Origin of the sequence: Phytohabitans flavus (genome assembly GCF_011764545.1) — a bacterium.
GTDB lineage: Bacteria > Actinomycetota > Actinomycetes > Mycobacteriales > Micromonosporaceae > Phytohabitans > Phytohabitans flavus.
Genome location: NZ_AP022870.1, coordinates 8162217 through 8177689 on the forward strand (window position 1 = coordinate 8162217; position 15473 = coordinate 8177689).

The window sequence follows — 15473 nt, forward strand, 5'->3', positions numbered from 1 at the left end:
CACATGCAGGCCGATCTCCTCGACCAGGCCGGACCTGCCGTCCAACTGCGTGCTGTGTCGACGGCAATGGGTCGTGAAGGGTCGGGTACGCGGCGGTAGCGGGATCGGTATGGCGCCACTTTCCAGAACCTACGCCAGGTCGGGAGGAGCGGCCGCAGTGGTAACGCTATGTGGTGAGCTGACGGGGCTGCCGTGGCGCCTACCGCGCCTGCTTGGAGCGGCAGGCGCGCGCCTGTGTCGGACTCTGCAGTCTCGGAACCTGCGCGGGGAGGTTGTAGGTTTTGTGCGTGCCACAGGAGAATGTCATCCAAGCAGGCAGAGGACCCAGACCGACCGAGGTCCCCGCCCCCGCCCGCTGCACCCATCTTCGGCGCGATCCCCGTGGATATCCGATCATCGCAGCCATCCCGCAGGAACCGAGCAAAGAGGACTACGGGGCACTATCCGAGCAGCGTAAGCTTGTCGTTGCGACCTTCGACCTATGTGCGATATGCACTATGCCGTTTCGCGACGAGCTGCGTTGGCAAGTCACCTTCGACGACCAGTTGCAGCACATGGGCGAGACCCCCACGTTCAACGAAGCGCCGGTGCACGAAGTGTGCGCGCTCTACGCGGCCCAGGTGTGCCCGTTCGTCTCCTCGCCCCACGCTAGGCTAGGCGACGCATTCCGCAAGGGCCAGCGACGCCCCGAAACACTCGTGCTGACCGGCTTCGACCGCACCGCGGCGGTGTTCGGCCGCGACAGCGAACTCCAGGTGGGCAAAGCCATTCTCATGTTCGAGATGGCCGGGCTGCACCGCACGTACCACTTGACCGGCGCCGGTGATGCCCGCGACGCGTACGAGGCCGCGTTGCGCGATGAGACCCGAATCGAACTCGACGATTCCGAGCGGCGCATCGTCGACATCCTGTGCGCACCAACTCCGGAGGGTGAGGACTCCGGCGCCGTCATGGCCGGTGCCGCGTTGTTCATCGGGGCAGCGTTCTGCCCGCAGATCCGCCGGGTTCAGGCGATGAAGAAGTTCACGCAGGCCCGAGACGACTTCTACTTCCAGCTCGCAGCGAACTTCCTTTTCCAGCCCGACATGATGGCCAAGTTTGAAGACGGGGAGGATCCCTCGACCGCAGCGGCCACGTCCTGGTTCCGCACACGCGAGAGCCTGCCTGTCGTCCTGCAACAATGGCGAACCGACGGCGCACGCCGAGTCCGAGACGTCACAGGTCGGCGCCCGCGCCTTCCCGGCACGACCCCTGCTGCGCCTCGCGACGAGGCCGCGATCCGTCGACGCAAGGAGGCCGAGGCGGCTCTACGAAAGGCTCGGCGGAAGAAGCGATGACGGTCGTGCGCGGCAGCCCGTTCGCTCCTGCATGGCCGTGCCGAGGTCGAGCCGCGGGAGCGGAGATGATCGGTCCTTGGACAGGTGCAGCAGTGGGCTCGGTTGACGGCTACCCGGCTGAAACCTCATCGAGCTGCACTGCCGGGTGTTACACCTCCAGCGCGGCTATTTCGAGGCACAGTCCTTCCAGCGCCGCGTCGTACCGCCGGCGCTCAAATCGGAAGGGCCCAAAGCCCGCGTAGTCGCGGGTCGGCCGGTGTGGCTGCTCGAACGCGTCCCAGGTCACCGACCGTTCGGTGACCGCGATCCTGGCCGTGAGCGGCCAGCATCCCCACTCGCCACACTCACAGCCGAGCAGTGGAGTCTTCGGTCCCATCGTGCTGGTGGACCGGCCGTGGAAGTGCTTGTCGAGCGGACCGAACCGGAAGAACGCAGGGATCAATCCGCCGTAGGCAGCGCCCGCCGGCTGCATCCCGGCCGCAAGCTCGAACACGTCCACAAGGTCGGTCAGCAACGCCCCGTCAACCGCCGGAACGACCTCATGGACGTTCAGGTCATCGCGGACCCGAATCAGGAACTGGACCCTACCCACCCGGTGCGCCTCTCGCATCAGGCAGAGCCGTCCGATCGCACTACAGCGGCCGGCTCCAGTCGCACGTCATGCCAGCTCACCCAGCAGTCCGACTGCTCGGTCGCGATCTCGCTGCCGCAGTTGCCGCACACGAGATTCGGACCATCGAGGCCATCGAGCCTGCAACAGCCGTTGCGGCGGCTGCGGTCTGGATGGAGCACGAGGCCACGGACATCGCCAGGGTTGACCAGGATCGTGCCCGTCGGCCCGTCGGCCCGTCGGCCCGTCGGCCCGTCGGCCCGTCGGCCCGTCGGCCCGTCGGCCCGTCGGACACCAGCACCTGCGGATCGTTTGGTGTCGGCACGTACTGCGGCCCGAACCGTTCCAGATCAATAGCGAACTGACCCGGAGGGATCTGCGGCACGGGCTCGCCGTCCTCCTTGTCGACCGGCACCGGCGGATCGTCCAACAGCGCTGTCTCCATGACGTCGCCGGTCACGATCGCTCCGCAAGTCCGGCAGCCAAACACCACCACTCCATGATCGCACCCCTACGCCTCCGTGGCCTGCGTGGCGCCTCAGACTCCTGCACCTCCCTTGAGTCGAGAACGCCCGACTCTTCGCCGCCCGAACGCGCGACCCGTTGCCCAGCTCGTAGGCGGCCTCGGCCACGCCGACACCCGCACGCAGCAGTCGACGTGCCCAACCGATCCCGCGCTGAACCTGGCCGTCGATCAGATACGGGCTGAGCTGATCGAGCATCTCGACCGCCGGTGGGCGGGTGCCGGACAGGCGCGCCGCAGCGGCATTGGCGGCGCGCTCCGCGACCGCGCCGACGATGCCTTCCGAGTGGGCGTGGGTGACCTCTGCCGAGGCCAACGCCTGCCGGGCCGCCCGGCGCGGCTGATCAGCGTGGTAGGCCCCGAGCGGGGCGACCCACATGGCCCCGTTGCCGCACGACCCCTGCCCGCCGAAGGCTGACCCGGCTGCCTGCCGCCAGGGCAGACCGGCGCGGACCTCGTGCAGGATCACCACCGCCCCGGCGCCGTAGTCGCGACACGGCTCGCGCCGATCGGCGAACTGCGCGGCCAGCCGATCCTGCTCGATGTCGCCGTGTTCACGCAGCTTGGCGACGATCGTGCAGGCCATCTCGGTGTCGTCGGTCCATTCCCACCGACCGGCCGGCGAGCGATCGGCGACCAACTCCGGCAACGACCGGCCGACCACGAAGAACTGAGCGCCGAGCGCATCACCGACCGACAAGCCCTGCATGCTGTCATAGCAGAGATCGACCCGCACGGGCTGTACAACACCGTCGCATCCCGACCCGATCATGCCCGACAGGCCTCGCCACCACCAGCACCCGCGCCTCCACCCAGCTCCAACGGCGACGCCCTCAAAGCGCGCCAGCCGCGGCATGAACGCGCATCCGATCATGTGCACGATCGGCCGCAAACAGGATGCGAGGTGGGTACAAACCTGGCGATCATCATGGCGTGGGATCGGAGTTCGAAGCGGACGGCCCGCGCAGGCGGTTCGAGGACAGATTGCATGACCTGCGCGGCCGGCGTCTGACGGCGGTCGACTACTGGGACGTCCACAACTTCGGTCCGGAGCCCGCGCCATGGGACTACGGCGACTGGCACCACGCCGTCATGGGCGTTGAACTCGGCACCAGTCTCGGATTCATCACGGTGACCTGGACCAGCACGTTCCATCCTTACGGGGTGGAGGTCTTCCTCGAGCCAATCGAAAACCACCTTGTTCTGGGCACACCTTGCCCGCAGCGGGTCGGCCCCGACGCCGGCGCCATGGGCCCCTGGGCTCCGCTGCTCGGATCACCGATTTGCGGCGCTGCCGTCCACTGGGAGCGGATCCAGATCGGGTCGAGCCGTCGGGCGGACGGCAGCATCGCGGCGCCGTCATACGCGGTCGACGTGCCCGTCGCCCTGCGTCTGGACTTTGCCGCCGCAGCGGTCTGGTTCGTTGCAGGCATCCCGCAGCTGCCCGACCTCCGAACCGTCTTCATCCCCGGCGACGAGATCATGGTCGTCTTCTCCGACGAGAAGATGCGCGACATCGGCCTATACGACCCCATGTTCCTTCAAGCACCCGCTGACCAGACCGGCCCGAACGAGGCCTGAGCGTCCAACCCTGATCAAGAGCGCATGGCTCTCGCAGCGCACGACCGGCGGCAGATGAGGACGCCGCCGCGACTGACGATAACTCCGCAGCCGGCAGTGTGCTCAGAAGCCTCGGAAGACGCCGTCCTGACCAACCGAACGCGCGAACTCGAAGAAGTCCATGTTTGCGATCGACAGGTTGTTTCGATTGACTGGACCTGCCGGGGCGGTGTTCTGAATGGTCCTGACTGGTCCCTCGCGTTCAGATTGACGGCCAGCAGGGGACGCTCTGGCAGCGAGAAGGTAACGGCATCGACGACGAACAGGACCGGATGCCTGTACTGGTGCGGGTAGGCGCGAGGGTAACGCGCTGTGATCGCCCTCTCGTTCAGGCTGGTGAGCGCTGGAGTCCTCGACGAACTCGACGTTGGCCAGGAAACCCTCTTCCGTGGCTGACGATCTCTTCCTTGAGCTGCTCCCAGCCTTCGTCGTCGGAGAAGTCCGCACGTACGACAGGAACGCACCACGTGCCCGGCAGGTCGACCACGGCCACAGCGTAGCGGGAATTGGGCACCTTCCATCACGACCGGGCACACGCTGCCGGCAGATGCGCACACCTCATCTGGTACGCGGGTGAGGTCAGGGATGGCGCGCGGCACGATTGTTCGCGAGTGAAACGCAGTCTATTCTCGGCGCGTCTGAACTTGGGGCGTCGAGCCGTACACTCTCCGGCATCGAGCGCCAACGACGGTCTGGCCGTTGCGCGCCCGCGCCGGGGAGGAGATCGCGTGCAAGACCCTTCGGACTCGATGGAGCGCGCCGTGCCTGAGGAGAACGGTCAGCGCAAAGCCGTCGACTCGCCTGTTGTGGACAAACCGGCACCCGACTCGGACATCGACTCAACGACGGCATCGACGGTCCTAGCGGAGGTGCTCCCAGGAGTTGCTGTCGTCTTCGGTGAGGTCCCGGCGGTGCTCAAACTCGAATTGATTGACTTCGGGCTCGTGTCGGCCGCCGACCGCACGCAGATCTCCACGTTTCTCGCCTCGATCGGCAACACGGCTACCGTGGCCGGCAACCTGGGGAACGCATTCGCCAGCGCACAGGGACTCTACCGGCTCAGCAGCACGACACAGGCCCTACTGAAGGCTGGCGGAACGCTCGCGGTCAAGGACGGCGCGAACCTCGGCGCGATTTTCGCCAACGGCAAGATCGTCGGTTAGGCCCGGCTCATCCCCGTGTCTGCGGTGGGCGCGGCGCAGCTCGCGGCTACGATCGGGCCGGCACTGGCCATGATCGCCTTGCAGATGCAGCTGAGTGAGGTCGCCGGTCTTGCCAGGACCAACATCGCGCTGACAAACCAGGTACTCACGACCATCCGCCACGAGCAGTGGGCCGAACTGACGGCGCTTGTCGCTAGCATCGATCGCGCGGTCGACCGGGCGCGAGAGATCAAATCGGTCCCCACCTCTTTGTGGAACAGCGTTGCGGGCACTGAACCGGCTCTGCGTAAGCAGCGTGACCTGTACCGGCTGAATGTCAGCGATCACATCCGGCAGATCCGTCACAACACACAGGGCCGCCGTGTTTATCTCGGGACGAACGCCGAGGCGATCCTCTTCGACGCACACGCCCTGCTGTCTTCACTTAAGGCATGGACCGGATATCAGGCGCTCCACGCCGCGCGGGCTAGGGCCGCTGGAGCCGATGACCTCGACGAGGCATGCCTCGTCGAGGTCATCGCGCGCGACACCCGCACGGCGCTCGACTCCGCTCTGTCCGAGGTGACCAGCCTCGTCGAGGCGCTGACCCGGGAACTACGCATCATCGTTGAGCTTCCCGGACGCGGCACACTGCCGCTGTCGGGCAAGCGGAAGGACTCGACCGCGGTCCGCCAAACCTCCGCCGGTCTGCTGGAGGCGATCCAGCCGCTCGCCAATGCCCTCCGTCCGCCGGCCCCTCCGCTGGAGGTACTGGACGCCGTCTGCGCACCCGAATCGCTGGATCTCGAACCGTATCTCCGCGTTCTGCGGTGGTTCCTCGATGACGGTGAGACCCTCCGCGTCCTCGGCTTCCCCGATCAGCCCGAAGCTTCCGATCCCCTTTCATCGATCCTGAATGGAGCGATGGGGAAGCTGGCAGCCGCGAGGGACAAGGCGCCGGCAAAGACACTTGTCGCCGTCACCGATCGCCGGATCATCACGGCCAAGACGAACACATTCCTCGAGCAGGGCGAGATCCGTCAGGAAATCCCGATCGAACGGGTGCGATACGTCCGAGCAGCGACCAGCCGGGACAAAAGCTCACGCTCGGCGATCGACCTCATCACCCGCGACGAGAACATCCGATGGCACTTCCAGGTCGACATCGAAAACACTCAGGTGGACACGCTTGCCGCCGTGCTCGCCGAGTCGATGACTATCCCGGACATCGAACGCGAAGAGCTTCAACGGCGGAGCCACGCTGCCATCGGGGCGGGCAGTAAGGGCGAAATCGTCGGCACGACGTCTACGGAGCCGACTGGATCCGAGGCGACGACCGGCATCGCCGAGTAGGCCTCAAGCCCAACTGACGAGGATCCGCCCCGTCCGCACGTACCGGGCCTGGTCGCGTGCGGTGGTGGGCATGGGTGCCCGGTGCGGGCACGATGAATGGAGCGGGTGAGCAGCGTTCCAGTGTGATCGATGTTCATCCGCTCCATCCGGTGCAGTGGTGGCGGCTGACCGACGCAGACATCGGCGCTACCTCATGGATCAGGTCGGCACCTGGCTCCAGGAAGGCCCCGAATGCCCGCTCATCGACTATATGCGTACCTGATTCTGGCGGCTGACTCTTGCTCAGGTAACACGGAGTAGGCGCCAAGCGAGCCTTCGATGGTTGCGCGAGCAGTCGGCCTGGCACTGCCGACGATCTTGGTGACGACTGCTGCTGTCAATAGGTGACAGCTGCCGTTGTCCGCCAGAGCCGCCGAGCGCGCCCGGACGGATCGAGCGCAGCGGGCAACTTGACCTTGCGGGGAAAGGTGGGGCGTCGATAGGTGCGGTCACCACCCGGCTGGCCCGTAGGACGAAGTCTTCCAGGCCCTGGGGCCGTCGTTCAGGGTGGTGACCCCAGCCAGCCGCTGGCGTCTACGAAGGCTGGCCGCGCTGGCCTCGCCAGCGAAACGTGCCCCTCGTTCGCCGGCTGAGCTGGCCCGGGAGCGTCACGCGGCGCGCTCTCCCATCGAAAGCAACGATTTTACATGTGCGCTCGGATGTGGCAGCAATGGAGTTCAGCGCCGGTCGGCGGCTGTCGGTGACGATCAGCAGCGATCGGCACGGCACAAGATCATGTCTGGCTGTGCGATCGGGTTGTGCTCCGCCGGTCGGGGTTGGGACGGTCGGTGGCCGTCGGGGCTCCCCGGCGCCCGTCGGTAACCGCTGGCGGGTACCCTGGGTTGCCGCGCCCTCGTAGCTCAGGGGATAGAGCATCGGTTTCCTAAACCGTGTGTCGCAAGTTCGAATCTTGCCGGGGGCACCACCTCTTCAGCGTTCATAGTCAGCTCTTGGTGGGCGAACGCGAACACGGGGACTCGCTGACGTGGGATGGCACACTCTGCGGCATGACGTTCACCATGGTGACCGGCGATCTCTTCCAGCTCGGCCTTCCCGCCGTCGGGCACGGTTGTAACTGTGCGGGGGCGATGGGGGCGGGCATCGCGGTTGAGTTTCGGCGGCGGTTTCCGGACATGTACGAGGAGTACCGGGAGCTTTGCCAGAACGGTGACTTCCAGCTTGGCGACATCTTCGTCTGGGAGGCGCCCGACGTCGTGGTCTACAACCTCGCTACCCAGCCGATCCCGCGGCCCTCGGCCACCCTCGACGCGATCGACACCAGCATCCGGGCGGCGCTGTCCGACGCTGCCAGCCGGGGGTTGCCGCGGCTTGGCGTTCCCCGGATCGGTGCGGGGCTGGGCGGGTTGAAGTGGGTCGACGTCGCCGAGGTCCTGGCCAACGCCGGGGAGGAGAGCCCGGTCGAGCTGGTCGCGGTGTCACTGCCAACGCCGTCTTAGGGAGGGGCCTCCACGGCCGGATCGGCCTCACGGCGGCGAGCGGCTTTCGTTGCAGGGCGGGAAGCGAGAGCGGCCTCCACCTCAGCAGGCGCCCGCGCTGGCGAGTGGCCTTCGCCTCGGGCGCGGACCTGCCTCAGGACCGGCCAGCACGTGAGGACGAGGCTGCGAGCGCGAATGCGCGCACCATCGGGTGGGCGTCGGCTAGCTCGGGCTGAAACAGTGTGATCAGGAAGAACGGGTGCTCCGGTAGCTCGGCCACCCTCACATCGCCTTCCTCGTCCCAGCCGGTGAAATGCATTCCGCCGGCGCGTAGCGCCTCCAGCCTTGACGGGGCCAGGCCGTACCCGCAGAAGTATCGCTCCACCGTCCTTGTCGTGCCGAGTAGGCGGCCGGCCAGAGAGTTGGGCTCCACGCGCACCGATGCCTCGTGGCCGGCCAGCGAGCAGGCGAGCGGCACGATCAACACGTCGTCCGACGTGGGGTTGGTCTCGCCGTGTTGGGCGGTGGTCATGCCGCAAACGTCCCGCGCGAATTCCAGCAGTGCGTGCTGGAAGCCGCCGCATGTGCCCAGAAACGGGATGCCTCGCTCGCGGGCCGTGCGTACCGCGGTCAGCGCGCCTTCCTCACTCCGGTACGGGCTGCCGGGCAGCAGCCAAACGCCGTCGAAGCCGGCGATCGTCTCCTCGTCCACCTCGTCGGTGGGAATCCAGTACGCGTCGAGGTCGATGTGGTCGCGGGCGCGCAGCGCCGCGAGCAGCTTGGGGATGCGGACATGCGAGCGAACGTGCGGCGAGCGGTCGCCGACCAGCGCGAGGCGGGTGGTCATGCCAGCATCTTTCATCGGGTACGGCGTTAAGCGCCAACGATGATTTGCGCACTCTCGATAAGCGATACTGATGTCGTGGACCCGCACCTTCTCCGCACGTTCGTGGTGGTGGCGGAGCGTGCGTCGTTCTCGGCGGCGGCGCGGCACCTCGGCTACACCCAGTCGGCCGTGTCGCAGCACATCGCCGCGCTTGAGGACGACCTCGGCGCGACCCTGCTGCACCGCCGGCCCGTCACGCCGACCGAGGCGGGTGCGCGCCTGCTGGAGCACGCCGCCCCGATCCTGTTGCGCCTCGAGGCGGCGCGGGCGGACGTGCGCCGTACCGCTGAGGAGCCGGCCGGGGTGCTGCGGGTCGGGGTTTCCGCGCTCGCGGCGTACCACGTGGGGTCCGCTCTTGACGAGGTGCGGAGGGCGCGGCCCGGTCTCGACCTGGTGCTCCGCGTGGCCGGGCGGGACGCGGTGGTGGCGGGTGTCGCGGCGGGTGACCTCGACGCCGGCCTTGTTGACGGGGTGGCGGCGCCGAGCGATCCGCTGCGGCTGGGAGACGTGGGGGTGCTGACGACCGTGGCGGTCGCCGAGGAGCCGTGCGCGGTGCTGCTGCCGGCCGGTCATCCGCTGGCGAGGCGGGCTGGGCTGCGGCTCGACGACCTGGTCGACGCGCGGTGGATCGACGCGCCGGACGTGGGCGCGCCGCTCGCCGACCTGCGCGCGGCGGTGGGGAGCGACGGCCTACGCGGCGGCGTGCGTTACGAGGGGGCTGACGTCGAAACGCTGGTCGCGCTGGTCGCCGCCGATCATGGGCTTGCGATCTTGCCAGCGCGCCCGACAAAGCAGCCAGCAGCCCAAGCGCCAGCGCGCCCGACAAAGCAGCCAGCAGCCCAAGCGCCAGCGCACCCGACAGAGCAGCCGGCAGCGCAGGCCCCAGAGCGGCCACCAGCGCGGACGCCTGAGCGCCCGACAGAGCAGATACCAGAGCGCCAGGCAGCACAAGTAGCCCCGGTGCCGCTCACCAGTCCCCGGCTTGTCTATCGCACCGAGCTTGTCCACGGGCACCTCGCCGGAGCGGCTGCCGATTTCGCCGCCGCCTTGACCGGATCGTTCCGCATCCGGGCATGATGGTGCCTTCTGGCTGGCCCTCCCGCGAGGTCAGGATCGGAGTATGAAGAGCGCACTCATCGTGATCGACGTCCAGGAGTCGTTCCGGCAGCGGCCCAACTGGGCGGCCACCAACCGCCCGGACATCGCCGACCAGGTCGACCGCCTCGTCTCGGCCGCCCGCGGCCGCGGCGAGCTGGTGGTCTGGGTGCTGCACAGCGAGCCTGGCACGGGCGACGTGTTCGACCCGGCGCTCGGCTTCGTGCGGCTGATGGACGGGCTCAAGCCCGACGAGGGCGAGCCGACGCTGACCAAGACCTCGCACAACGCGTTCACCACGACAAACCTCCAGCAGCTGCTCACCACCCGCGGGATCGGTACGCTCACCATCTGCGGCATCCGCACCGAGCAGTGCTGCGAGACCACCGCGCGGGTGGCGTCCGACTTCGGGTACGAGGTGATGTTCGTGATCGACGCGACCGCGACCACCCCGATCGAGCACTGGGACGCGCCGGCCGGGCGTTCGCTAGTAGAGATCCTGGCCGACCCGTTGACGCTGGGCGTCGAGGAGATCGTGGAGCGTACGGAGTACGCGCTCGCCGGCCGCTTTGCCACGATCAAGACGGTGGACGAGCTGACCACATCGTGACCCACGTCGTCTTCCTGCTCGTCCCGGACGTGCACCTGCTCGACCTCGCCGGTCCGGCGCAGGTCTTCCACACCGCGGCAGAGGACGTCGGGTACGACTACCGCCTGACCTACCTGGCCGAGCAGGAGGATGTGCCGACCGCGCAGGGCGTACCGCTGCGGGCGAGCGTGGAGTGGCCCGAGCTGGGGCCGGACGACCTGATCGTGGTACCGGGGTGGCGCGCGATGGCCCTCGAAGGCACCGGGCGACTGGCGGCGGCGACGCTGGACCGCCTGGTCGCCCATCACCGCGCGGGCGGCACGGTCGCGAGCGTGTGCGCGGGTGCCGACGCGCTGGGGCGGGTGGGGCTGCTCGACGGCCGCCGCTGCACCACCCACCACCACCTCCAGGACGAGCTGGCCCGCCGCTACCCGCGGGCGGCTGTGGTGCGGGACGTCCTGTACGTGGTGGACGACCGCGTGGTCACCTCCGCCGGTATCGCCAGCGGCATCGACCTCGCGCTGCACCTCATCGCGATGCGGCACGGGCCGGGGGTCGCCGCGCGGGTGGCCCGGGAGATGGTCGTGTACGCCCGGCGCAACGGCCACGAGCAGCAGTCCAGCGCCATGCTCCGGCACCGGGCGCACCTCAGCGAGGTTGTGCACCGGGTGCAGGACCTGATCGACGCCCGCTTCGCGGACCGGCTCTCGCTGGCCGACCTGGCCGCCGCGTCGGGCGTCAGCGAGCGCACGCTCACCCGCGTCTTCGGGCAGGCGACCGGCACCACCCCGCTGCGCTACCAGCAGCTGCTGCGGGTCGAGCGGGCCGAACACCTCATCGGCCACGGCTCGACGGTGGAGTCCGCGGCCCGCGCGGTGGGCTTCCAGGACGCCCGCATGCTGCGAAGACTCAGGAGCAGGGAAACCCCATAGAAAGCCCTGTGGAAAACCGCAACGCTAGCCTCGCCATGTGGTCTGGACGTGGGTGCGGGTGGGCATCGGCGTACTGCTCGGCGCCGTCACTGGGCTCGTCGAGCTCGTCTACCTGATCTGGGCCGGCATCATCCTCATCCCCGCGTGGCCGCAGCCGCGTACCCGCCGGGCTGCCGTGCAGCGCATCCAGGCCGGCGCCCGCAACCTGGCCGAGGTGGAGCGGTGGCGGCTTGCCGCGTTCCTGCGCGCGGAGAACGCCAGCGACTACACCGGCGCCCGCGCCGTCGAGTACCTCGCGCTGCGGTGGGCGGCCGGCCTGCTCGGCGGCGTACTCCTGCTGCTCTTCCTCTACGGCGTCGCGGTGTGCATCATCTGGGCCCGCGACGTGTTCGTCGGCCGCAGCACGCTGCTGCTGGTCGGGGCCCAGGTGGTGCTGGGCGTGGTGGGGCTGTTCCTCAGCGTGCAGGGGTTCCTCGGGATCGCCGCGATCGAGCGGCGCCTGGCCCGGCGCCTCCTCGGCCCGAGCGCGCGTGAGGTGCTGGAGCGGCGGATCACCGAGCTGTCCACCAGCCGTGCCGGCGTGGTTGCGGCCGTCGACACCGAGCGCCGGCGGATCGAACGCGACCTCCACGACGGCGTACAGCAGCGTCTCGTCGCGCTCGGCATGCTGCTGGGACGGGCCCGTCGCGCGCCGGACAGCACCGAGCTGCTGGCCCAGGCGCACGAGGAGACCCAGCACATCCTGGACGAGTTGCGGGACGTGGCGTGGCGGGCGTACCCGGCGGCGCTGGACAACCTCGGCCTCCACGAGGCACTGCTGCGGGTGGCCGAGCGCGCCGGCATCCCTGTGCGGCTCCACTACGAGCTGGGTGAGCGCCCGCCCACCGCAGTCGAGACCGCCGCGTACTTCGTGGTCTCCGAAGCCGTCACCAACGCGGCCAAGCACGCCTACGCCCAGGAGGTCGTCGTCGACATCGCACGCACTGACAAGCTCACCGTCCGGGTACGGGACGACGGCGTGGGCGGCGCCGATCCGAGCGGGAGCGGCCTGTCCGGTCTTGCCCGGCGGGTGGCCGCACTGGATGGGGAGTTCACTGTGGACAGTCCGGCCGGCGGGCCGACCGTGATTATGGCGGAGCTGCCATGCGGGTGACGCTTGCCGAAGACTCCACGCTGCTCCGCGAGGGCCTGGTGCGGCTGCTCGCCGAGGAGGGGCACGAGGTGGTGGCCGCGGTGGGCGACGGTGACGCGCTCCTCGCCGCCGTCGCCGCCGACCAGCCGGATGTGGTGGTGGTCGACGTACGCATGCCGCCCACCCACACCGACGAGGGCCTCCGCGCCGCGCTCGAGATCCGGGGCGGTGGCCGGGCGTGGGTGTGCTGGTGCTGTCCCAGTACGTGGAGAAGCGCTACGCCGTCGACCTGCTCACCGGCCAGCCCGAGGGAGTCGGCTACCTGCTCAAAGACCGCGTGGCCCAGGTGGGGGAGTTTCTCGACGCGCTGGTACGGGTGGGCGGCGGCGGTGCCGCGTTCGACCCGGAGGTGGTGCGGCAGCTGCTGGCCCGTACCACCCACACCGACCCGATCAGCCGCCTCACCGAGCGTGAGCGCACGGTGCTCGACCACATGGCGCAGGGCCACACCAACGCCACGATCGCCGAACAGCTGCACGTGTCGCAGAGCGCCGTCGAGAAGCATGTCAATGCGATCTTCGACAAGCTGGATCTGTCGCACATCACCGGGTACAGCCGGCGCGTGCTCGCGGTACTCAGGTACCTCGGCTCCTGATCTTCCGGACGCGGCCCGTGACGAACCACGCCACCGCGACAACGACGGCGGCGACCACCACCCACTGCAACCAGCTCGCGTAGGTCTCGACCCGCTGCCAGTTTTCGCCGAGCAGGTAGCCGGAGAGGATGAAGACCGAGTTCCAGATCGCGCTGCCCAGCGCGGTGAGCACGACAAACGAGGGCAGCGGCATGCGCGAGACCCCGGCCGGGATGGAGATGAAGCTCCGAAACAGCGGGAGCATCCGCCCGAAGAACACCGCCTTGGTGCCATGCCGTCCAAACCACGCTTCGCTGCGATCGACGTCCGATACGTCGATCAGCGGAATGCGAGCGGCGATCGCCCGCATGCGCTCGCGGCCGAGCAGCGCGCCCAGCCCGTAGAGCGCCAGCGCGCCGGTGAGCGAGCCGATGGTGGTCCACACGATCGCGGCGACCAGGTTGATCTCGCCCTGGCTCGCGGTGAACCCGGCGAGCGGCAGGATCAGCTCGCTGGGCAGCGGCGGGAAGAGGTTTTCCACCGCCACGGCGAGGCCCGCGCCGGGCGCGCCAAGGGTCTCCATCAGCCCGACGGCCCAGCCCGCGATGCCGCCGGGCTCACTTTGCTCGATCATGATCCTGCTGTAATTACCGCTCGACGCCACTTCCATGCTTGGCCCGCGCGTACTTCGGCGCCCGCCGAAACTTCCGGCGCGCATGATGGGGTGCGTGACACCACCCCTGGCCAGGCTCGCAGGGCTGCTCGCCGACGGCACGCGGGCCACGTTCTGCACGGCTCTGCTCGACGGCCGGGCCTGGACGGCGGGCGAGCTTGCCCGCTACGCGGGCGTCGCCGCATCCACCGCCAGCGAACACATCACCCTCCTCGTCGCTGGCGGCCTCCTGGCCGAGGAACACCAGGGCCGCCACCGCTACGTCCGCCTGGCCACGCCCAGGGTGGCTGAGCTGATCGAGGAGATGTCCGTGTACGCGGACGCGGGCTCGCCCGCACCCCCGAAGTCCCTGCGCGGCGCGGTCGCGAGCGAGGCGATGGCCAGGGCCCGCACCTGCTACGACCACCTGGCCGGGCGGCTGGGCGTGCGGGTGACGGAGGCGATGGCCGCCCGCGGCCTCCTGAGCGTGGAGGCGGGTTTCGCGCTGACCGACAGCGGCCGTGAGTGGCTGGAGTCCGAGGTGGGAGCCACGCTGGGCGGCGGCCGTCGCCCACTCGTGCGCGCCTGCCTCGACTGGACCGAACGCCGCCCCCACCTGGCAGGCGCCGCCGGCGCGGCACTGTGCCAGCGCCTCCACGAGCGCGGCTGGCTGGTGCGTATCGGCACCCAACGCGCAGTGCGGGTGACCCCGATGGCGAGGTCGGCCTGCGCGACTTGCTGGGGCTATCGGCCGCCGACCTGACCTAAGCTGCGCCGACTAGGATCGTGACGCGATGAAGCTGAAGCTGGACTTGCACGAGATCTTCAACCGCGGCCAGGACATCGACCGCGCGCTGCGCGGCATCATCGACGAGGCCGTGGCGAAGAAGGCCACCCTGGTCGAGATCATCCCGGGGAAGGGCTCCGGCCAGCTCAAGAAGCGCGTCCTGCGGTTCCTGGATCAGAAAGAGATCAAGGAGCTGTACCACCGGGTCGAAAAGGACTCAAAGAACTTTGGCCGCCTTTTCGTCCACTTTCGCTGGAAATAACCAAGATTTGAGCTACCGCGACGCTCGTCGTGGTCCAGACCGCTGCTCCCGCGGCCTCACCCTCCGCGCTTCAAGACCCAACCCCGGCCGCCTCCGGCCGGACGCTATCTAGCAGATCTTGGTACTTACCGGCCCCGGTGGAGCCTGTCGCAGAATCGCCAGATTCGCTTGAAATGAGGGTCTTGTTGACCCTCGCCGGCCGCCGTTCGGCGGCCAGCGGCGGACACAGCCGTGTTTTTCTCGACACACGCTGTAGTCGGGCAATTTTGCGACAGGCTCGGTGGGGCAGTCACGTACCACGATCGCCGGCGTGATCCGACCCTTCACGCAAGGACGTCGATCTTGGTCGATGACTGCGGAATTCCTTGATCGGCGTACATAGTGTCGTGTCGCGCTGCGAGCGTGGCGAAAAGTTTCCCCTCCAGGGGCAAAGAATCGCCACGG

15 protein-coding genes, 1 tRNA gene and 2 pseudogenes are annotated in these 15473 nt (G+C 68.6%); 13 read left to right on the forward strand and 5 right to left on the reverse strand.

Annotated elements, in window-relative coordinates; all coding sequences use genetic code 11:
- Positions 1-497: 497 nt before the first annotated feature.
- Entirely contained in the window at positions 498-1337 is an 840-nt protein-coding gene (locus Pflav_RS36100; protein WP_173041158.1) for a hypothetical protein, read from the forward strand.
- Between the two features lie 148 nt (positions 1338-1485).
- On the opposite strand, the gene Pflav_RS36105 is transcribed toward Pflav_RS36100, so the two are convergent.
- Together Pflav_RS36105 and Pflav_RS36110 are read right to left on the reverse strand one after the other, a co-directional pair.
- Entirely contained in the window at positions 1486-1929 is a 444-nt protein-coding gene (locus tag Pflav_RS36105; RefSeq protein WP_232072314.1) for a hypothetical protein, read from the reverse strand.
- A 368-nt stretch (positions 1930-2297) separates the two neighbouring features.
- Positions 2298-3206 (reverse strand): ADP-ribosylglycohydrolase family protein, encoded by a 909-nt coding sequence (locus tag Pflav_RS36110; protein WP_232072315.1) that lies wholly within the window; start codon positions 3204-3206, stop codon positions 2298-2300.
- A gap of 197 nt (positions 3207-3403) precedes the next feature.
- On the opposite strand from Pflav_RS36110, the gene Pflav_RS36115 reads away from it, so the two are divergent.
- Positions 3404-4051: a hypothetical protein gene (locus tag Pflav_RS36115; RefSeq protein WP_232072317.1), complete on the forward strand. Its 648-nt coding sequence runs from the start codon at positions 3404-3406 to the stop codon at positions 4049-4051.
- Positions 4052-4153: 102 nt separating this feature from the next.
- On the opposite strand, the pseudogene Pflav_RS49165 reads toward Pflav_RS36115, so the two are convergent.
- Positions 4154-4611: pseudogene (locus Pflav_RS49165) on the reverse strand (DUF6924 domain-containing protein).
- A gap of 240 nt (positions 4612-4851) precedes the next feature.
- Here Pflav_RS49165 and Pflav_RS44280 point away from each other — a divergent pair.
- From Pflav_RS44280 to Pflav_RS36130, 4 genes are all read left to right on the forward strand, one after another.
- Entirely contained in the window at positions 4852-5253 is a 402-nt protein-coding gene (locus Pflav_RS44280) for a hypothetical protein (RefSeq protein WP_197938826.1), read from the forward strand.
- A gap of 24 nt (positions 5254-5277) precedes the next feature.
- Positions 5278-6585: a hypothetical protein gene (locus tag Pflav_RS36120; protein ID WP_197938827.1), complete on the forward strand. Its 1308-nt coding sequence runs from the start codon at positions 5278-5280 to the stop codon at positions 6583-6585.
- Positions 6586-7473: 888 nt separating this feature from the next.
- Positions 7474-7549: transfer RNA gene (locus Pflav_RS36125), tRNA-Arg, on the forward strand.
- An 82-nt stretch (positions 7550-7631) separates the two neighbouring features.
- A complete protein-coding gene (locus tag Pflav_RS36130; protein WP_173041162.1) occupies positions 7632-8081 on the forward strand; it encodes a macro domain-containing protein in 450 nt (149 codons plus the stop codon).
- A gap of 133 nt (positions 8082-8214) precedes the next feature.
- Here the strand turns inward: Pflav_RS36130 and Pflav_RS36135 are convergent, their stop codons facing one another.
- Positions 8215-8907, reverse strand: a complete 693-nt coding sequence (locus tag Pflav_RS36135; protein WP_197938828.1) for a CTP synthase C-terminal region-related (seleno)protein — start codon at positions 8905-8907, stop codon at positions 8215-8217.
- Between the two features lie 75 nt (positions 8908-8982).
- Here Pflav_RS36135 and Pflav_RS36140 point away from each other — a divergent pair, with 75 nt between their 5' ends.
- From Pflav_RS36140 to Pflav_RS36160, 5 genes and pseudogenes are all read left to right on the forward strand, one after another.
- Positions 8983-10023, forward strand: coding sequence for a LysR substrate-binding domain-containing protein (locus Pflav_RS36140; protein WP_173041164.1), 1041 nt, complete (start codon positions 8983-8985; stop codon positions 10021-10023).
- A gap of 43 nt (positions 10024-10066) precedes the next feature.
- On the forward strand, positions 10067-10651 hold the full coding sequence (locus Pflav_RS36145; RefSeq protein WP_173041165.1) for a cysteine hydrolase family protein: 585 nt from the start codon (positions 10067-10069) through the stop codon (positions 10649-10651).
- Positions 10648-11562 carry a GlxA family transcriptional regulator gene (locus Pflav_RS36150; protein ID WP_173041166.1) on the forward strand — a complete coding sequence of 305 codons (915 nt, stop codon included), beginning with the start codon at positions 10648-10650 and terminating at the stop codon, positions 11560-11562. The genes Pflav_RS36145 and Pflav_RS36150 overlap by 4 nt, the downstream gene beginning before the upstream one ends.
- A 37-nt stretch (positions 11563-11599) precedes the next feature.
- Positions 11600-12715, forward strand: coding sequence for a sensor histidine kinase (locus Pflav_RS36155; protein ID WP_197938829.1), 1116 nt, complete (start codon positions 11600-11602; stop codon positions 12713-12715).
- Positions 12706-13349, forward strand: a pseudogene (locus Pflav_RS36160) (response regulator). The gene Pflav_RS36155 and the pseudogene Pflav_RS36160 overlap by 10 nt, the downstream one beginning before the upstream one ends.
- On the opposite strand, the gene Pflav_RS36165 reads toward Pflav_RS36160, so the two are convergent.
- On the reverse strand, positions 13330-13962 hold the full coding sequence (locus tag Pflav_RS36165; RefSeq protein ID WP_232072319.1) for a DedA family protein: 633 nt from the start codon (positions 13960-13962) through the stop codon (positions 13330-13332). The pseudogene Pflav_RS36160 and the gene Pflav_RS36165 overlap by 20 nt on opposite strands.
- Before the next feature lie 94 nt (positions 13963-14056).
- On the opposite strand from Pflav_RS36165, the gene Pflav_RS36170 reads away from it, so the two are divergent.
- Positions 14057-14743: an ArsR/SmtB family transcription factor gene (locus Pflav_RS36170; RefSeq protein ID WP_232072321.1), complete on the forward strand. Its 687-nt coding sequence runs from the start codon at positions 14057-14059 to the stop codon at positions 14741-14743.
- A gap of 31 nt (positions 14744-14774) precedes the next feature.
- Positions 14775-15029, forward strand: a complete 255-nt coding sequence (locus Pflav_RS36175; protein ID WP_173041167.1) for a Smr/MutS family protein — start codon at positions 14775-14777, stop codon at positions 15027-15029.
- The last annotated feature ends 444 nt before the right edge of the window (positions 15030-15473 follow it).

Coding starts and splice junctions, on each gene's coding strand:
- Pflav_RS36100 (WP_173041158.1), top strand. CDS start 498: ATGCCGTTTCGCGACGAGCTGCGTTGGCAAGTCACCTTCGACGACCAG.
- Pflav_RS36130 (WP_173041162.1), top strand. CDS start 7,632: ATGACGTTCACCATGGTGACCGGCGATCTCTTCCAGCTCGGCCTTCCC.
- Pflav_RS36135 (WP_197938828.1), bottom strand. CDS start 8,907: ATGACCACCCGCCTCGCGCTGGTCGGCGACCGCTCGCCGCACGTTCGC.
- Pflav_RS36145 (WP_173041165.1), top strand. CDS start 10,067: ATGAAGAGCGCACTCATCGTGATCGACGTCCAGGAGTCGTTCCGGCAG.
- Pflav_RS36165 (WP_232072319.1), bottom strand. CDS start 13,962: ATGATCGAGCAAAGTGAGCCCGGCGGCATCGCGGGCTGGGCCGTCGGG.
- Pflav_RS36175 (WP_173041167.1), top strand. CDS start 14,775: ATGAAGCTGAAGCTGGACTTGCACGAGATCTTCAACCGCGGCCAGGAC.